Source organism: Ruegeria sp. BHSC037, from assembly GCF_059613045.1.
In genome coordinates this window covers 69,741-84,621 of sequence record NZ_JBXWRT010000016.1, presented here as the reverse complement: position 1 = coordinate 84,621, position 14,881 = coordinate 69,741, and the positions used below count along the sequence as shown (strand labels likewise).

The 14,881-nt window shown below is 62.8% G+C and carries 16 protein-coding genes and 1 tRNA gene; 9 read left to right on the top strand and 8 right to left on the bottom strand.

Going from position 1 to position 14,881, the window contains the following annotated elements:
* The 4 genes from AC2FMN_RS15405 to pdxR all read right to left on the bottom strand — a co-directional run.
* The coding region (locus tag AC2FMN_RS15405) for a 4Fe-4S dicluster domain-containing protein (protein ID WP_496689234.1) at positions 1-403 on the bottom strand (403 nt) is incomplete at its 3' end.
* Positions 404-515: 112 nt separating this feature from the next.
* The gene (locus AC2FMN_RS15400) at positions 516-3,329 is read right to left on the bottom strand and encodes a molybdopterin oxidoreductase family protein (protein WP_496689232.1); all 2,814 of its coding nucleotides are present in this window, start codon (positions 3,327-3,329) and stop codon (positions 516-518) included.
* Between the two features lie 173 nt (positions 3,330-3,502).
* On the bottom strand, positions 3,503-5,281 hold the full coding sequence (gene xsc / locus AC2FMN_RS15395) for a sulfoacetaldehyde acetyltransferase (RefSeq protein ID WP_496680407.1): 1,779 nt from the start codon (positions 5,279-5,281) through the stop codon (positions 3,503-3,505).
* A 124-nt stretch (positions 5,282-5,405) separates the two neighbouring features.
* Positions 5,406-6,866, bottom strand: a complete 1,461-nt coding sequence (gene pdxR / locus AC2FMN_RS15390; RefSeq protein ID WP_496689230.1) for a MocR-like pyridoxine biosynthesis transcription factor PdxR — start codon at positions 6,864-6,866, stop codon at positions 5,406-5,408.
* A 128-nt stretch (positions 6,867-6,994) separates the two neighbouring features.
* Between pdxR and AC2FMN_RS15385 the strand changes: the two genes are divergently transcribed.
* A complete protein-coding gene (locus tag AC2FMN_RS15385; RefSeq protein ID WP_496689228.1) occupies positions 6,995-7,303 on the top strand; it encodes an ArsR/SmtB family transcription factor in 309 nt (102 codons plus the stop codon).
* On the top strand, positions 7,296-8,327 hold the full coding sequence (locus AC2FMN_RS15380) for a permease (protein WP_496689226.1): 1,032 nt from the start codon (positions 7,296-7,298) through the stop codon (positions 8,325-8,327). The genes AC2FMN_RS15385 and AC2FMN_RS15380 overlap by 8 nt, the downstream gene beginning before the upstream one ends.
* Before the next feature lie 48 nt (positions 8,328-8,375).
* On the opposite strand, the gene AC2FMN_RS15375 is transcribed toward AC2FMN_RS15380, so the two are convergent.
* Together AC2FMN_RS15375 and AC2FMN_RS15370 are read right to left on the bottom strand one after the other, a co-directional pair.
* Entirely contained in the window at positions 8,376-8,765 is a 390-nt protein-coding gene (locus tag AC2FMN_RS15375; protein WP_496689224.1) for a hypothetical protein, read from the bottom strand.
* Positions 8,766-8,819: 54 nt separating this feature from the next.
* Positions 8,820-9,581 carry a DUF1013 domain-containing protein gene (locus tag AC2FMN_RS15370; RefSeq protein ID WP_496680415.1) on the bottom strand — a complete coding sequence of 254 codons (762 nt, stop codon included), beginning with the start codon at positions 9,579-9,581 and terminating at the stop codon, positions 8,820-8,822.
* A 130-nt stretch (positions 9,582-9,711) separates the two neighbouring features.
* Here AC2FMN_RS15370 and AC2FMN_RS15365 point away from each other — a divergent pair, with 130 nt between their 5' ends.
* On the top strand, positions 9,712-10,341 hold the full coding sequence (locus AC2FMN_RS15365; protein WP_496680417.1) for a ribonuclease T2 family protein: 630 nt from the start codon (positions 9,712-9,714) through the stop codon (positions 10,339-10,341).
* Here AC2FMN_RS15365 and AC2FMN_RS15360 read toward each other — a convergent pair.
* A complete protein-coding gene (locus tag AC2FMN_RS15360) occupies positions 10,338-10,826 on the bottom strand; it encodes a hypothetical protein (protein ID WP_496689222.1) in 489 nt (162 codons plus the stop codon). The two genes, AC2FMN_RS15365 and AC2FMN_RS15360, sit on opposite strands and share 4 nt — an antisense overlap.
* Before the next feature lie 169 nt (positions 10,827-10,995).
* Here AC2FMN_RS15360 and AC2FMN_RS15355 point away from each other — a divergent pair, with 169 nt between their 5' ends.
* The 6 genes from AC2FMN_RS15355 (at position 10,996) to AC2FMN_RS15330 (ending at position 14,120) form a co-directional block, all read left to right on the top strand.
* Entirely contained in the window at positions 10,996-11,871 is an 876-nt protein-coding gene (locus AC2FMN_RS15355; protein WP_496689220.1) for a carbon-nitrogen hydrolase family protein, read from the top strand.
* Positions 11,872-11,959: 88 nt separating this feature from the next.
* Positions 11,960-12,178: a translation initiation factor IF-1 gene (gene infA, locus AC2FMN_RS15350; protein ID WP_005620785.1), complete on the top strand. Its 219-nt coding sequence runs from the start codon at positions 11,960-11,962 to the stop codon at positions 12,176-12,178.
* A gap of 11 nt (positions 12,179-12,189) precedes the next feature.
* A complete protein-coding gene (locus tag AC2FMN_RS15345; protein ID WP_496689218.1) occupies positions 12,190-12,768 on the top strand; it encodes a Maf family protein in 579 nt (192 codons plus the stop codon).
* The gene (locus tag AC2FMN_RS15340; protein WP_496689216.1) at positions 12,765-13,787 is read left to right on the top strand and encodes a ribonuclease E/G; all 1,023 of its coding nucleotides are present in this window, start codon (positions 12,765-12,767) and stop codon (positions 13,785-13,787) included. Before AC2FMN_RS15345 ends, AC2FMN_RS15340 begins: the two co-directional genes overlap by 4 nt.
* Positions 13,784-13,966, top strand: coding sequence for a DNA gyrase inhibitor YacG (locus AC2FMN_RS15335; protein WP_496689214.1), 183 nt, complete (start codon positions 13,784-13,786; stop codon positions 13,964-13,966). Before AC2FMN_RS15340 ends, AC2FMN_RS15335 begins: the two co-directional genes overlap by 4 nt.
* A 79-nt stretch (positions 13,967-14,045) precedes the next feature.
* Positions 14,046-14,120, top strand: a tRNA-Phe gene (locus tag AC2FMN_RS15330).
* A gap of 247 nt (positions 14,121-14,367) precedes the next feature.
* Here AC2FMN_RS15330 and AC2FMN_RS15325 read toward each other — a convergent pair.
* On the bottom strand, positions 14,368-14,721 hold the full coding sequence (locus tag AC2FMN_RS15325) for a hypothetical protein (protein ID WP_496689212.1): 354 nt from the start codon (positions 14,719-14,721) through the stop codon (positions 14,368-14,370).
* Between the last annotated feature and the right edge of the window lie 160 nt (positions 14,722-14,881).

Genomic DNA, 14,881 nt, shown 5'->3' with positions numbered 1-14,881 from the left:
CGGCGTCCAGTTCGCGCGCGCCATATGGGCAGGCCCAGGCGCACAGGCCGCAGCCGATGCAGTCGCTTTCGTTGACCAGCACGATCCCATCTTCGACCCGCTTGTAGCTGGCGCCGGTGGGGCAGACGGTAACGCAGGGGGCATCCTCGCAATGCAGGCAGGATTTCGGGAAATGGACCAGCTGGGCGGCACCTTCGGCCGGCTGAACCTCGTAGGAGTGCACCCGGTTCAGAAATGTGCCCGAGGGGTCGGCTCCATAGGCGTCCTGATCGGACAGGGGGGCGCCGTAATTCTCGGTGTTCCAGCCCTTGCAGGAGATCACGCAGGCATGACAGCCCACGCAGGTGTCCAGGTCGATGACCAGGCCCATCTTTCGTTCGGTGGATTGGGGGAGTTGGGTCATAGTGTCTGCTCGTGTTCCGGGCCGGGAGAGGTGAGGGTGCCAGCCCCCTCTTGAGCCTGGCGGCTCAATTCACCCCCGGGATATTTCGGGCCAGATGAAGGACGGGGCAGGGTCATTCGCCGACCTTCCACGCAAGATCCTTGGGGCCGGTGCCGACCGGAGATTTGATTGGCGGGAATTCCGGTTGGCTTTGGGCGTCTGCCGGTGTTTCGGCTTTTTCGATCTTGACCTTCAGGTCAAACCAGGCGGCCTGTCCCGTGATCGGGTCGGAATTTGCCCAGCGCAGGCCGTCGCCCTTGGGCGGCAGCAGTTCGTGGATCAGGTGGTTGAGCAGGAAGCCCTTGTTCGCCTCGGGCGCGTCGGGCTGCAGGGCCCAGGCGCCCTTGCGTTTGCCGATGGCGTTCCATGTCCAGACGGTGTTTTCGTTGAGCGCGGCCATCTCCATGACCGGCACAGTGATTTCGCCGTGTGGGGAGGTGACGCGAGCCCAGTCGCCGTCTTTCAGCCCGTGCTCCCGCATCAGTTTGGTGGGGACAAAAAGCGGGTTGCGTCCATGCAGTTGGCGCAGCCACGCGTTCTGGCTGCCCCAGCTGTGATACATTGCCATCGGGCGCTGGGTCAGGGCGTTGATGGTATAGCCATCGTTGCCGGTCTGGTCGGTTTCGTACCAGATGGGCAGTGGATCCATTTTGTGTCTGATCTGGTCGCGCAGGTGGTCGGGCGGCTGGCGGTCGCCGTGACCTTCAGCGGCCAGCTGGAATTTGCGCATCGGCTCGGAATAGAGTTGGAACAGGTAGGGTTGAGGGCTGTCATACAGGCCCATTCCCACCGCCCAGTCCTGATACGCAGTGTTCCAGGGTTTGTAGTAGAGCGCCGCATCGGGAATGTGCTCGACGAAAAACCCACCGTTTTCGATGTAGCGGTTCAGCTGGTCGGGGTTCACATCGCCGCGCCCCACCTGCGAGCCATCGGCGCCGCGGAAGCCGGCCAGCGGGCCGATGCCTGGTTTGCGCTGGTGGTTGACCATGTAGTCGGCATAGTCGGTCCATTTCGGGCTTCCATCCTCGTTGGTGAAGCCCGGAAGTTTCATGCGGTTGGCCAGTTCGATCAGAACCGATTGAAAGCCACGCACGTCGCGGTCGGGTTCGATGACCGGCCAGCGGATCGCGTCGGCGGCGGCGTCGGCCTCGCAGATCGGGCGGTCGAGCAGCGAAATGCAGTCGTGACGCTCGAGATATGTGGTGTCGGGCAGGATCAGGTCGGCATAAGCTACCATTTCCGAGGAATAGGCATCGGAGTAGATGATGCGCGGGATGGCATATTTGCCGTCTTCGTTCCGGCGGGTCAGCATCTCGATCACGCCGCTGGTGTTCATGGTCGAGTTCCACGACATGTTCGCCATGTACATGAACAACGTGTCGATCTTGTAGGGATCACCCGCCGCCGCATTCGATATCACCATGTGCATTAGCCCGTGGGCTGACATGGGGTTTTCCCAAGTGAAGGCCTTGTCGATGCGCTGCGGCGTGCCGCAGTCGTCCAGCAGAAGGTCCTCGGGGCCGCGGGGAAAGCCAAGATGCGGACCATCCAGCGGTCGGCCGGGGCGGCGATCGCCATGTGGTGTAGGGTGGGCCTCGACGGGTTTGGGATAGGGCGGTTTGAACCGGAAGCCGCCGGGAACTTCGACCGTGCCCAGCAGGATCTGCAGGCTGTGCAGCGCACGACAGGTCTGAAACCCGTTGGCATGGGCCGAAATGCCGCGCATGGCATGGAAACTGACCGGCCGCCCCACCATTTTGCTGTGCGTCTCGCCGCGGAAGTCGGTCCATTCTTGGTCCAGCTCGAACGCCTCGTCAAAGGCGACGCGGGCCAGTTCGGCGGCGATGGCCCGGATGCGTTGGGCCGGGATGCCGCATGTGTCGGCAACGGCTTCCGGCGCGTATTCGTCGCTGAGGTAACGTTCGGCCATCAGGTGGAAGACCGGCCTGTGGGTGACGCCATCGCGTGTGTATTGCGCCGACAGGTCGGGGCGCACGCCGGGTTTGTCGAATGCCGCAGGCTGCCCGGTAATGCGGTCGATCACAAGCGGCTTGCCGTCGGCGTCGCGCAGAAACAGACCCTTTTCCGGGCCTTCCTGGGCATTCACCAGAACGGGTGCGTTGGTATAGCGGCTAAGATAGTCCAAATCGATCTTGCCGGCTTTCATCAGCACATGGATCAGCGACAGGATGAAAAGCCCGTCGGTGCCCGGAGTTATCCCCACCCAGTCGTCGGCAACCGCGTTGTACCCCGAGCGGACCGGGTTCACGCCGATCACGCGTGCGCCGCGCGCCTTGATCTTGCCGATCCCCATCTTGATGGGGTTGCTGTCGTGGTCCTCGGCCACCCCGAACAGCATGAACAGCTTGGTATGGTCCCAGTCGGGCTGTCCGAATTCCCAGAAAGCCCCCCCCATCGTATAGATTCCGCCTGCCGCCATGTTGACCGAACAGAACCCACCATGCGCGGCATAGTTTGGTGTGCCGAAATTCTGGGCCCAGAACGAGGTGAAGCTTTGGCTTTGGTCGCGACCCGTGAAGAACGCCAGTTTCTGAGGGGCGGTTTCGTGCAGTTCGTGCAGCCAGCCGACGGCGGTGCTGAGCGCTTCGTCCCACTCGATTTCGCGGAATTCACCCGAGCCACGCGGCCCGACGCGACGCAGCGGTTTGCGCAGCCGGGACGGGGCGTTCACCTGCATGATCCCCGCGCTGCCCTTGGCGCACAGCACGCCCTTGTTCACGGGGTGGTCGCGGTTGCCCTCGATATAGGCGACCTTGCCATCCTTGAGGTGCACGTTGATCCCGCAGCGGCAGGCGCACATGTAGCAGGTGGTCTTGCGGACCTCGTCCGAAACTTCGGGTGACGTATCCAGCTTTGGTTGGCTCATGTGTTTCCCTGTGGCTCATGGCCGCCAATGTCGCGCAGGCGGTTCTATCTTGACGCTACTCTAGGCAATTCCCCGTCCCGATCCAGAGGCTTGCGCCGTTCAGGCCGGTGCGTCGACGTGCGGATCACCGCCCGTGGCCCGGGCGATGATCGGGTTTCAGGCGCCCGCTCGCGTCAGGCGCCGGTCTGCGGCCGCATGTCGTCACGGCTGATGCCGGCCACCGCCACCGGCTTTTTCATCGCATCGCGGCGGAACGGTTCGCCCAGTTCCTGGTTGATCAAGGCTTCGATCAGGGTGGTGATGCCGTTTTTCTGATCTTCGATCGCTTGTGCCAAGGCTGCGGTCAGTTCATCCATGGTGCGGGCCACCACGCCCTTCAGGCCGCAGGCCTGCGCGATGCCGGCATACGAGACCTTGGTGTCCAACTCGGTCCCCACGAAATTGTCGTCGAACCACAGGGTCGAGTTCCGCTTTTCGGCGCCCCACTGGTAGTTGCGGAAAACGATTTGGGTGATGGCGGGCCATTCCTCGCGGCCGATCGCGGTCAGTTCGTTCACCGCGATGCCGAATGCGCCGTCACCGGCAAAGCCCACGACCGGCACGTCCGGGCAGCCGATCTTGGCGCCGACGATGGCCGGCAGGCCATATCCGCAGGGGCCGAACAGGCCCGGCGCGAGGTATTTGCGGCCCGCCTCGAAGGACGGATAGGCGTTGCCGATGGCGCAGTTGTTGCCGATGTCCGAGCTGATGATCGCCTCTTTCGGCAGGGCGGCCTGAATGGCGCGCCAGGCCATGCGGGGGCTCATCCAGTCGGGCTTGGCGGCACGGGCGCGCTCGTTCCAGGTGGTGCCCGGGTCGTCGTCCTCGTGGTCCATGCTGGTCAGCTGCTGGGCCCAGCGCGATTTCTTTTCGGCGATCTTCGCCTTGCGTTCGGCGCGACCTTCGTCGCCCGCGGTGTCGCTCAGCTGGTTCAGGATGCCGGTCGCCACCTTGGCCGCGTCACCCACGATGCCCACGGTGACCGTCTTGGTCAGGCCGATTCGGTCGGGGTTGATGTCAACTTGGATGATCTTGGCGTCGGCTGGCCAGTATTCCATGCCATAGCCCGGCAGGGTCGAGAACGGGTTCAGGCGGGTGCCGAGGCACAGCACAACGTCGGCCTCCTTGATCAGCTCCATTGCAGCCTTGGACCCGTTGTAGCCCAGCGGGCCGGCGAACAGCGGGTGGCTGCCGGGGAAGGCGTCGTTGTGCTGGTAGCCGACGCAGACCGGGGCATCCAGACGCTCGGCCAGCGCCTTCGAGGCTTCGATCCCGCCCTTGGACAGAACCACGCCGGCACCGTTCAGGATAACGGGGTTCTTCGCCTTCGACAGCAGCTCGGCCGCCTGGGCCACGGCGGTTTCACCGCCCGAGGGGCGCTCGAACTCGACGATGGCGGGAAGCTCGATGTCGATCACCTGGGTCCACATGTCGCGCGGGATGTTGATCTGGGCCGGGGCGCTGGCGCGCTTGGCCTTCATGATCACGCGGTTCAGAACCTCGGCCACGCGCGACGGGTCGCGGACCTCTTCCTGATAGGCGACCATGTCCTCGAACAGTTTCATCTGCTCGACTTCCTGAAAGCCACCCTGACCGATGGTCTTGTTCGCGGCCTGCGGCGTGACCAGCAGCAGCGGTGTGTGGTTCCAGTAGGCGGTCTTCACGGCAGTGACGAAGTTGGTGATGCCGGGGCCGTTCTGCGCAATCATCATCGACATCTTGCCGGTTGCGCGGGTGTAGCCGTCGGCCATCATGCCAGCCGATCCTTCGTGAGCGCAGTCCCAGAACATGATTCCGGCCTTGGGGAACAGGTCCGAGATCGGCATCATGGCCGAACCGATGATCCCGAACGCATGTTCGATCCCGTGCATTTGCAGCGTTTTTACAAAGGCCTCTTCCGTGGTCATTTTCATCTGGGCGATCTCCGAACAGGGGTGAAAACAGGCAGGCGCGCCGCCTGGGTCGCCATAGGTTTTGGCGCAATGCCGGCCACCGGGTTAGGGCCAGTCGGGCAATCGGCTTAGGTCCAGAGGGCGGTCAGGTTGCCTGAATCGCCCCGGCGATCCTGGCGATCCCGTCGGGAATGCGGTCGGACGAAATCGAGGAATAGCCCAGCCTGTAGAAGTTGCGCGGACGGTTCGGGCCGGAAAAAAACGGCGCGCCGGGTTCGATGTGAACACCCTGTTTCTGCAACTGCCGCGCCAGTTCGGCGGTATCGACATGGTCGGGGGCCCGCATCCACATCGACGAACCGCCGAACACCCCGCGTCCGGCGACGGTCAGCCCGTGCCGCTCGATGGCCTCTTCCATGGTCTGCCGGCGGTGCAACAGGGCTTTGGACATGCGGCGGATCTGGGCGTCATAGTGCCCCAGCGACAGGAAATAGGCCGCGGTGCGCTGGATGTGGCCCGGCGGATGCCGGAACACCAGCGACCGAAGGGCGCGAGCCTCGCGGATGAAGGCCTCGGACCCGACCATGTAGCCCAGCCGCAGACCCGGAAACAGCGATTTGGAGAAACTGCCGACATAGATCACGCGGCCGTCCTTGTCCAAGGACTTGAGCGCCGGGGAGGGGGCGCCTAGAAAGGCCATCTCGAATTCATAGTCGTCTTCGACGATCATTGCGTCCAGCGCGCGGGCGCGTTCCAGCAGGTCGTGGCGCCGCGCCACGGGCATGGTCGCCGTGGTGGGGCATTGGTGGCTGGGCGTGGTGTAGATGACATCGGTGTCATCGGGGATGGCGTCGGGCGGCAGCCCGTCCTGATCGACGCGCAGCGCCGCCATGGTGGCATCCGAGCAGCGCAGCAATTCATGCAGCGCGTAATAGCTGGGATCTTCGATCGCTGCCTTGCGCCCGTGTCCCAGAAGGATGCGCGAGGTTAGCCACAGCGCGTTCTGCGCGCCCAGCGTGATCAGGATTTCCTCGGGCCGGGCCGCGATGCCACGGCGGGGCAGCGTGTGGCGGGCGATGAATTCGACCAGCAGCGGGTCGTCCTGATCCACATAGTCGCCGGTCAGTGAGTCGAAATCCTTGTGCCCCAGTGCTCGCACCGCGCACAGCCGCCAGTTGGCATGGTCGAACAGGGTGCGGTCGGGCTGACCGTAGATGAACGGATAGCGGTAGTCCCGCCAGTCCTGCGGTTTGGTCAGAACGTCGCCGTCCGAAAACCGGCGGGCCAGCGCCCTGTCCCAGTCGACAGTCTCGGCGCCGCGCTGGACCGGCGTGTATTTCGGCGGAACCGGCGCGTTCTCGGACACATAGTAGCCCGATCGCCCCCTGGCCGTCAGATAGTCATTCGCCAGCAGCTCGGTATAGGCCAGCGTCACGGTGATGCGGCTGACGCCCAGATGTGCGGCCAGCTTGCGTGACGAGGGCAGCTTTTCGCCCACGTGAAATCGCCCCGACAGGATGCCCTCGGCGATCATCTGCTGGATCTGCGCCTGCAGCGTGCCTTGCCCGTCCGGCTTCAGAAAGAAGGTGTCAACCGAAATCCCCATACCTCGTTATAGGGTGGACCTAAGGTGCGGGCAATCTGGACTTATCCTTGATCACCCTCTTCCGGCATTGACATGTCCCTGTAAATAATTCTAAAAAACTAGAAATTTAGTTTAATGGAGGGTAGAGCATGTGGGAAAAAGCGGCAGTAGGGTTTTCGGCCATGGGGTCCGAAGCCCGATTGCAGGTGCTCAAGACCTTGGTGCGCGCCGGCGAAGACGGGCTGAGCGTCGGAGAAATCCAGAGCCGGACCGGCATCGCCCCGTCGACCCTGGCCCATCACCTTCGGTTTCTGGCCGCCGGCGGCGTGGTCGAACAGGAAAAAGTGGGGCGCAGCACGATCAACCGGGCCTGTTTCCACGAACTGAAGAACCTCGCGCAGTTCATTCTCAGCGAATGCTGCGCGGACCAGCAAGGAAAGGCCGCCAACGATGGCTGAGTTGACGCAGACCCCAAAGGCGGCTGGCAAGCGCCTGACCGACTATCTCAAGACCCCTTGGGCGCCGATTGCGGCGATCCTTGCCTTGGTTGCCGTGCTGGACCCGGGCAACTGGGTCGCTGTCGTCAGCTTCGCGGGAAGGGCGCTGGCGCATACCGGTCAGTACATCCTGTTTGCGGTTCTGTTGCTTTCGTATCTCAAGGCCACGGGAGCGGAAACGATGGTGGCCCGCGCCTTTGAGGGGCGCGAAGCTCGGATGATCTTTCTGGCCGCCCTGTTCGGCGGGCTGGCGCCGTTCTGTTCCTGCGAGGTGATTCCGTTCATCGCCGGCCTGCTGGCCCTTGGCGCGCCGTTGTCGGCGGTGATGGCGTTCTGGCTCAGCTCGCCTCTGATCGACCCGCCGACCCTGCTGATCACCGCCGGTGCGCTGGGCTGGCCCTTTGCCATCGGCAAGGCCGCGGCCGCGGTGGCCTTGGGCCTGTTCGGAGGCTTTGCCGTGCGCTTTCTGATGCGTCGCGGGGCGTTCGCCCGGCCGTTGCGCCGGTACGAGCCGGCCGGATGCTGTGGCTGCGCCCCGAAGCAAAACGAGAAGCCCGTGTGGAAGTTCTGGCAGGTGCCCGAGCGCCGCGCCCGGTTCCGGGCCGAATTCGTGCAGAATGCCCTGTTCCTTCTGAAATGGATGGCCTTTGCCTATGTGCTCGAGGCGCTGCTGGTCAGCTATGTTCCGGCGGACCTGATCGCGCGCGCGGTCGGGGGCGAGGGCGTGGTTCCGATCGTAATCGCGGCCTTCGTGGGCATGCCCGCCTATCTGAACTCGTATGTCGCGCCGCCGCTGCTGGCCGGGCTGATGGAACAGGGGATGAGCGCCGGCGCGGCCATGTCGTTCATGATCGCGGGCGCGGTCAGCTCGATCCCGGCCATGGCTGCGGTGTGGTCGCTGGTCAAAGCACGTGTCTTTGCGGCCTACCTGGGCCTTGGCATCAGCGGCGCGATCGCGGCAGGTTTCCTGTTCCAGATGCTGTGAAACGCATGCCACCCGGCGACGGTCCGGGTGGCGTAGCCCGCCGGCCGATCAACTGCCCGCGCAATATTTCGGCAGCTTGAACCGGTATCGCGGTTCGCCGCTATCCATGTAGACGCGCTTTTCAATGCAGGCGGTCGTGCCGACGGTCTGCGCGATCGGGGCCTCGGTCGCCGTGATCGAAGCGGCAGACCCATCCGGCAGGCGCACCGAAGCAATCACCCCGTTCTTCAGGTCACCGTTGATCGGCGTCGCCGACAGGACCGGCACGGTCAGGAAGGCCTCGTGTTCATGCCTGCCATCACCGCTCAGCAACAGCAGGGCCGCCGCCACTCCGATGACGCTGACGCCACCGAGAATGACTAGTCCCTTGGTTTTCATGAATGCGTAGATCGAGACCGCCCGGTGCGGCCCGACGACTTTGGACAGTATGTTCAGCATAATCCGTTCCGATGAAAAAGGCCCCGTACCTGCGCGGTCGGGGCCCAAATCTGATTAGTTGCGATGGTCATCCTCATCGTCTTCTTCGGCACCGCCCTTGGGCAGGTTGAAGAAGCTGTCGGCATCGACGATCGGTTCCGCGTCCTTTTCTTCTTCGTCGTCATCGGACAACGAGAAGGTTTCCAGCCCCTCGATTGCCGTGGGGATCTTGGGCGCGGCGTCCATCTCCAGCGACTGTTCGGTCGAGACCAGCTTGCGGCGCTCGTCATCGCTCATCACGCCACCTTCAGCGGCCTTCTTCGCAGCGGCCTTCTGAACGGCTGCATCCAGTTCGGACTGTTTGCACAGGCCCAGAGCCACCGGATCGATCGGCTGCATGTTGGCGATGTTCCAGTGGGTGCGCTCGCGGATCGACTGGATCGTCGGCTTGGTGGTGCCTACCAGTTTCGAGATCTGGCCGTCGGAAAGTTCGGGGTGGAACTTGACCAGCCACAGGATCGCGTTGGGACGGTCCTGCCGCTTGGACAGCGGGGTGTAGCGAGGCCCGCGGCGTTTTTCCTCGCCGGCTGCGGCCGGGTTGAACTTTAGCTTCAGCTTGTGCAGCGGATCCTTCTCGGCCTTGTCGATCTCGTCCTGGGTCAGCTGGTTGTTGGCGATCGGGTCGAACCCTTTGACGCCGGCGGCCACATCGCCATCGGCGATGCCCTGAATTTCCAGCTCGTGCATGCCCACGAAATCCGCGATCTGCTTGAAGCTGATCGTGGTATTGTCCACCAGCCACACGGCGGTCGCCTTGGCCATCAGGGGTTTTGCCATGAGCCCGTCTCCTTTGAATACATCTGTCCCGTCGCCGGAATTCGGCGGCCCCGAGGTCTTGGGGCAGGTTTCCGTTGTCGGGGAACTCGGGGCGTATATAGTCGCGCAAAAGCCGGAAGGGAAGAGGCGAATGCGTTGGGTGGTTCTGTGGGCATTCAGTGCGGTGGCCGCGCTAGCCGAGGGCGAGAAGGCAGGGGAATTCGACTATTACGTGTTGTCGCTGAGTTGGTCGCCCAACTGGTGCGCCCGCGAGGGTGACGCGCGCGGGTCCGACCAATGCGATGCGCGCCACGATCACGGCTGGATCCTGCACGGGCTGTGGCCGCAATATCACCAAGGCTGGCCGTCGTATTGCCCCACGCCCAAAGCGCCGCCCTCTCGCGGGAAGACCCGTGAAATGCAGGATATTCAGGGCAGTTCCGGCCTTGCCTGGCATCAGTGGAAGAAACACGGCACCTGTTCGGGCCTGTCCGCGGCAGACTATTACGCGCTGTCGCGGCAGGCCTATGAGCGCATCAACCGCCCCGCGGTGTTCCGCAAGCTGGACAAGCCGGTCAAACTGCCGGCGCGCGTGGTCGAGGAGGCCTTTGTCAAAGCCAACCCGGGGCTGGAACCCGACATGATCACCGTCACCTGCAACAGCGGATACATCGAAGAAGTACGCATCTGCCTGTCGCGCGAACTGGACCCGGTGCCCTGCGGGCGGGACGTGATCCGGGACTGTACCGCATCGGACGCGGTGTTCGATCCGATTCGCTAGAGCTTCTTGTTCTGGCAGTCGCGGGCATAGTCCAGTGCCTTGGCGGTGCCTTTCAGGTCGATCGCCAAAACCCGCTCGCCCGCCGGATTGTAGACCGTCATCGTCTTGTTCCGGGCGATGGCGGTAACAAAGTTCCGGTCGGTGAAGAACACGGTCGCACCGGGCACCCGATCCTGCTTGAAGCCGATGGCGGTGGCGTCAAAGCTCTTGCCATCCAAATCGAACCGAATCGGATAGGATTTGCCGGGCTCGATGTCGCCCCAACCCTTGTGGAAAACGGTGAAATAGCCCCGATTGTCCAGCGCGTCATAGCCCAGACGCACCACCGACAGGTCCTGATACACCGTTTGGATCAGGCAGCCGTTACCCAGATTGGGATCCATCATGATGTTCCAGCCTTCGACGAACCCCTTGTCTATCAACTGCTGTGACCAAGCGGAGGCGGCGGTGAAGGCGGCAAGAACGAGCGCGATGACGCGGGTCATGGTCGGAATCTCCGGGCAAACAGGGTTCAGACCCGCAGGTTAGAGAAGTATCGTCAGATTTCAATCGGATCGCGACTCGATCCGGGACCTTTCGCCCTGCCGAAGGACCTGTACACCCGGCAATCCCGCCCATAGAGTTCGTGCGAATTCGTTGGACAGGACCCGCAGGATGAGACTTGCCACCGCCGCATACCCTCTCAGCTGGCTGGATAGCTGGGCGCAGTATGAAGACAAGCTGGCCGACTGGGTTGCGCAGGCCGCGGGGCAGGGCGCGCAGTTGCTGGTGTTCCCGGAATACGGTGCAATGGAGCTGTCAACTCTGGACGGTGCCGAGGTGGCCGGCGACCTGGAGCGCTCGATCCAGGCCATTTCCGACCGGATGGAGGAAGTCCACACCCTGCACCGGCGCCTTGCTGTCGAGTACAATGCGTACATTCTGGGCGCGTCCGCACCGGTGAATGCAGGGCAGGGCCGCCCCGTGAACCGGGCCGCGTTCTACGCGCCCGCCGGTGGCCACGACCACCAGGACAAGCAGATCATGACCCGGTTCGAGCGCACCCCTTGGAAAATCGCGCCGGGAGGGCCGCTGAAACTGTTCGACACGGCGTTGGGCAAGATCGGCATTCTGATCTGCTATGACAGCGAGTTTCCTCTACTCGGCCGCGCCCTGTCCGAGGCGGACCTGATCCTGGTGCCGTCCTGCACCGAAGCCCTGTCGGGCTATTGGCGCGTTCGCATCGGTGCGATGGCGCGGGCGTTGGAAAACCAATGTGTGACCGCGATGGCCTCGCTGGTCGGCGACAATGACTGGTCTGAGGCGGTCGACAAGAACACCGGCATGGGCGGTGTGTTCGGCCCTCCCGACGTGGGTTTCCCCGAGACCGGCGTTCTGGCGGAAGGCGCTCTGAACCAGCCGGGCTGGACCTATGCCGAGGTCGATCTGGACGCGATCGCCCATGTGCGGGCTGATGGCGGGGTTCTGAACCGGTCACACTGGTCGGAACAGGATCCCCGCGTCCAATCGGTCACATTGTCGCGCCTTTAGGCGATTCCGCCCTTGAAAAATTGGCAAAAGGGGACCATTTAAGCGCACACCTGCGGATTCCGCGGGACAACGCAACAATGGAGACAACATGGCCAAGGAAGATACGCTCGAATTTCCCGGTGTCGTGAAGGAACTCCTGCCCAATGCGACGTTTCGGGTCGAGCTGGAAAACGGCCATGAAATCATCGCACATACGGCAGGCAAGATGCGCAAGAACCGCATCCGCGTTCTGGCCGGCGACCGTGTTCAGGTCGAGATGACCCCCTATGATCTGACCAAGGGTCGGATCAACTACCGCTTCAAGTAACGCCTGCCGCAATGGCGTTCATCCTGGGATCGGGCAGCCCCAGACGGCTGGACCTGCTGGCGCAGCTTGGCGTGCAGCCCGATACGATTGCTGCCCCCGACATCGACGAGACGCCGCGCAAGGGGGAATTGCCCTTGCGGTATTGCGCGCGTATTGCCCGCGAGAAGGTGCATGCCGTGCAGGCGAACCCGGACGATATCGTCTTGTGCGCCGACACGACGGTTGCGCTGGGCCGACGCATACTGGGCAAGCCCGAAGATGCCGGCCAGGCCGCCGAGTTCCTGCTTGCCCTGTCGGGACGTCGCCACCGAGTGATCACCTCGGTCGCGGTGCGTCGCGGTGATCGGGTGCTGCAACGCGACGTTGTCAGCCAAGTCAAGGTCAAGCGTCTTTCGGACGTGGAAATCAACGCCTATCTCGCCACCGGCGATTGGCAGGGCAAGGCGGGTGGCTATGCCATTCAGGGTCCCGCGGGTGCGTTCATTCCATGGATCTCGGGTTCGTTCACCGGGATCGTCGGGCTGCCCCTGGCGGAAACCGCCGGGCTGTTGCAAGGCATCGGCTACCCTCTGTATCGCGAGGCATCATGAAAGGTCGAACGATCATCCTGGATCACATTCAGGGCCGCGAAGCCGCCGCGTTGATGGTGGATGGCAAACTGGATGATTTCCTGATCGCCGCCGATGCGCCTGCCCCTGGGACTATCTATCGGGCCCGGGCCGAGCGGCCAGTCAAGGGGCAGGGCGGAATGTTCCTGAGCACCCCGGATGGTCCGGCTTTCCTTCGGCAGGTCAAAGGGTTGGCGCCGGGCGAAATGCTGCTGGTGCAGGTCACGGGTTATGCCGAGCCGGGCAAGGCCCTGCCGGTGACAAACCGGATCCTGTTCAAAAGCCGCTATGCCATCGTCACGCCGGATGCGCCCGGGCTGAACATCTCCCGCTCGATCCGCGATGACGAGGAGCGCGACCGGCTGCTGGTGATCGCGCATGAGCAGATGGACGGCAGCCCCTTCGGTCTGATCCTGCGCTCCGGTTGCCAAGGCGCGGATGCCGGTGAAATCGCTGAAGACATCGCCGCCATGCGAGCGCTGGCCGAGCAGGTCGTGAACGACACCGGAATCGCGTTGGAAACGCTGTCTGAGGGCGACGGACCGCATGTCCTCGCTTGGCGCGAATGGGTGGAGCCGGCCGAGGTCTCGACCCAGGCGGGCGGGTTCGCGGACCATGGCGTACTCGAGGCTTTGGACACCGCACGCGGCGCATCCCATCCCTTGATGGGTGGGGCGCATATGTATATCGAGCCCACCCGGGCGTTGGTGGCCGTGGACGTGAACACCGGTTCGGATAGCTCGCTGGCGGCGGGAACAAAGGCCAATTTCGCCTGCGCCAAGGAACTGCCGCGTGCCCTGCGCGTGCGGGGGCTGGGCGGGCAGATCACGCTGGACCTTGCGCCGATGCCCAAGAAAGACCGGCGCGGATTCGAATCCGCACTCCGTGCTGCTTTCAAGGCAGACAGCGAAGAAACCGTTCTTGCCGGCTGGACACCGCTGGGGCATTTCGAGTTGCAGCGCAAACGTGGCCGCATTCCATTGTCGGAGGTCCTGAAATGAGCTGTCCGATCTGCGGAGAAGATACGGTCCAACGGTTTCGTCCATTTTGTTCGAAACGCTGCGCGGACATTGATCTGGCCAAGTGGCTGAACGGCTCCTATGCGGTTCCTTCGCAGCGCGAGGAAGACCTTGATGGTGAGATTCAGGATGCTGTCGAAATCAAGGATCGCCCACACTGAAAAAATCTGAAAAAGCCTCTGGACACGGCGTTTGGCAAGTCATAGAAGGCCTGCACCCAACGGCAAACGCCGTTCCCGTGCCCGGGTAGCTCAGGGGTAGAGCAGTGGATTGAAAATCCTCGTGTCGGTGGTTCGATTCCGCCCCCGGGCACCATTTTTCAAAGCAAAATCAATAGACTATCCATCTCACAGTTTTCACTTTGTGCGTTGCACACTCATCGCACAGTTTTGTAGTGCGTTACTGTGGGGATTGATGGCTGAGAAAGCTGTGTCGAACACAGTGTTTGGAATCAATGTGTTGGCCACAGAAAACCCAACACAGCGTTTGCCCCACAGTGTTTTGGATCAGGGTCAACAACAGAGCTATTTGCTGGACAGTAGAGTGTCGCTCTGGGGAGGTCTCAGCCAACCTCAGTAGACCTTAGCACGTCGATCAGCCGCTTGAACTCAGCGTTATCCTGAGCGCCCTTCCAAAAATTCGCGAAGCGACAAACAACTTGGAGATTGCCGGGCTCGTAGTGCCCACTGCTGTCGATGCGATCCAAGGAAGCGAACATCGCAGGGTCACCATTCACTTCATCCAATTCCAACGGAAGCCCGGTCAGTTCGCAGCAATACTCCTGAGCCCCCATAAGTTCGGTGATGTAGTCCTGAAGTGCTGCTGCGGACGGGAACCCGAGGTCCTCCCTTTTCACAACACGCTCTACAGTCTGACCATTTGCTGAATTGGTGGTGGCGACGGCGGTACGGGCCATGCGTTCAGCGGCATCTGCCGCTTCGAAGAGCTCCGAAGCTCGCTGGTACGCAATCTTATCCGTCTGCGTCCCGTACTTGATCGGGGCTACCCCTTCTTGGCGGTTTCGCTTCGTTCCGCCCAAAGTGGGGTGTCGCGCCGCTTGCTTAGGTCATCTCCGG

Bases quoted from the DNA above. Each gene is read 5' to 3' on its own strand.
- AC2FMN_RS15325 (WP_496689212.1), bottom strand. From the start codon at position 14,721: ATGGCCCGTACCGCCGTCGCCACCACCAATTCAGCAAATGGTCAGACT.
- infA (WP_005620785.1), top strand. From the start codon at position 11,960: ATGGCCAAGGAAGATACGCTCGAATTTCCCGGTGTCGTGAAGGAACTC.
- AC2FMN_RS15335 (WP_496689214.1), top strand. From the start codon at position 13,784: ATGAGCTGTCCGATCTGCGGAGAAGATACGGTCCAACGGTTTCGTCCA.
- pdxR (WP_496689230.1), bottom strand. From the start codon at position 6,866: ATGGGGATTTCGGTTGACACCTTCTTTCTGAAGCCGGACGGGCAAGGC.
- xsc (WP_496680407.1), bottom strand. From the start codon at position 5,281: ATGAAAATGACCACGGAAGAGGCCTTTGTAAAAACGCTGCAAATGCAC.
- AC2FMN_RS15365 (WP_496680417.1), top strand. From the start codon at position 9,712: ATGCGTTGGGTGGTTCTGTGGGCATTCAGTGCGGTGGCCGCGCTAGCC.
- AC2FMN_RS15370 (WP_496680415.1), bottom strand. From the start codon at position 9,581: ATGGCAAAACCCCTGATGGCCAAGGCGACCGCCGTGTGGCTGGTGGAC.
- AC2FMN_RS15355 (WP_496689220.1), top strand. From the start codon at position 10,996: ATGAGACTTGCCACCGCCGCATACCCTCTCAGCTGGCTGGATAGCTGG.
- AC2FMN_RS15345 (WP_496689218.1), top strand. From the start codon at position 12,190: ATGGCGTTCATCCTGGGATCGGGCAGCCCCAGACGGCTGGACCTGCTG.
- AC2FMN_RS15380 (WP_496689226.1), top strand. From the start codon at position 7,296: ATGGCTGAGTTGACGCAGACCCCAAAGGCGGCTGGCAAGCGCCTGACC.
- AC2FMN_RS15385 (WP_496689228.1), top strand. From the start codon at position 6,995: ATGTGGGAAAAAGCGGCAGTAGGGTTTTCGGCCATGGGGTCCGAAGCC.
- AC2FMN_RS15375 (WP_496689224.1), bottom strand. From the start codon at position 8,765: ATGCTGAACATACTGTCCAAAGTCGTCGGGCCGCACCGGGCGGTCTCG.
- AC2FMN_RS15340 (WP_496689216.1), top strand. From the start codon at position 12,765: ATGAAAGGTCGAACGATCATCCTGGATCACATTCAGGGCCGCGAAGCC.
- AC2FMN_RS15360 (WP_496689222.1), bottom strand. From the start codon at position 10,826: ATGACCCGCGTCATCGCGCTCGTTCTTGCCGCCTTCACCGCCGCCTCC.
- AC2FMN_RS15400 (WP_496689232.1), bottom strand. From the start codon at position 3,329: ATGAGCCAACCAAAGCTGGATACGTCACCCGAAGTTTCGGACGAGGTC.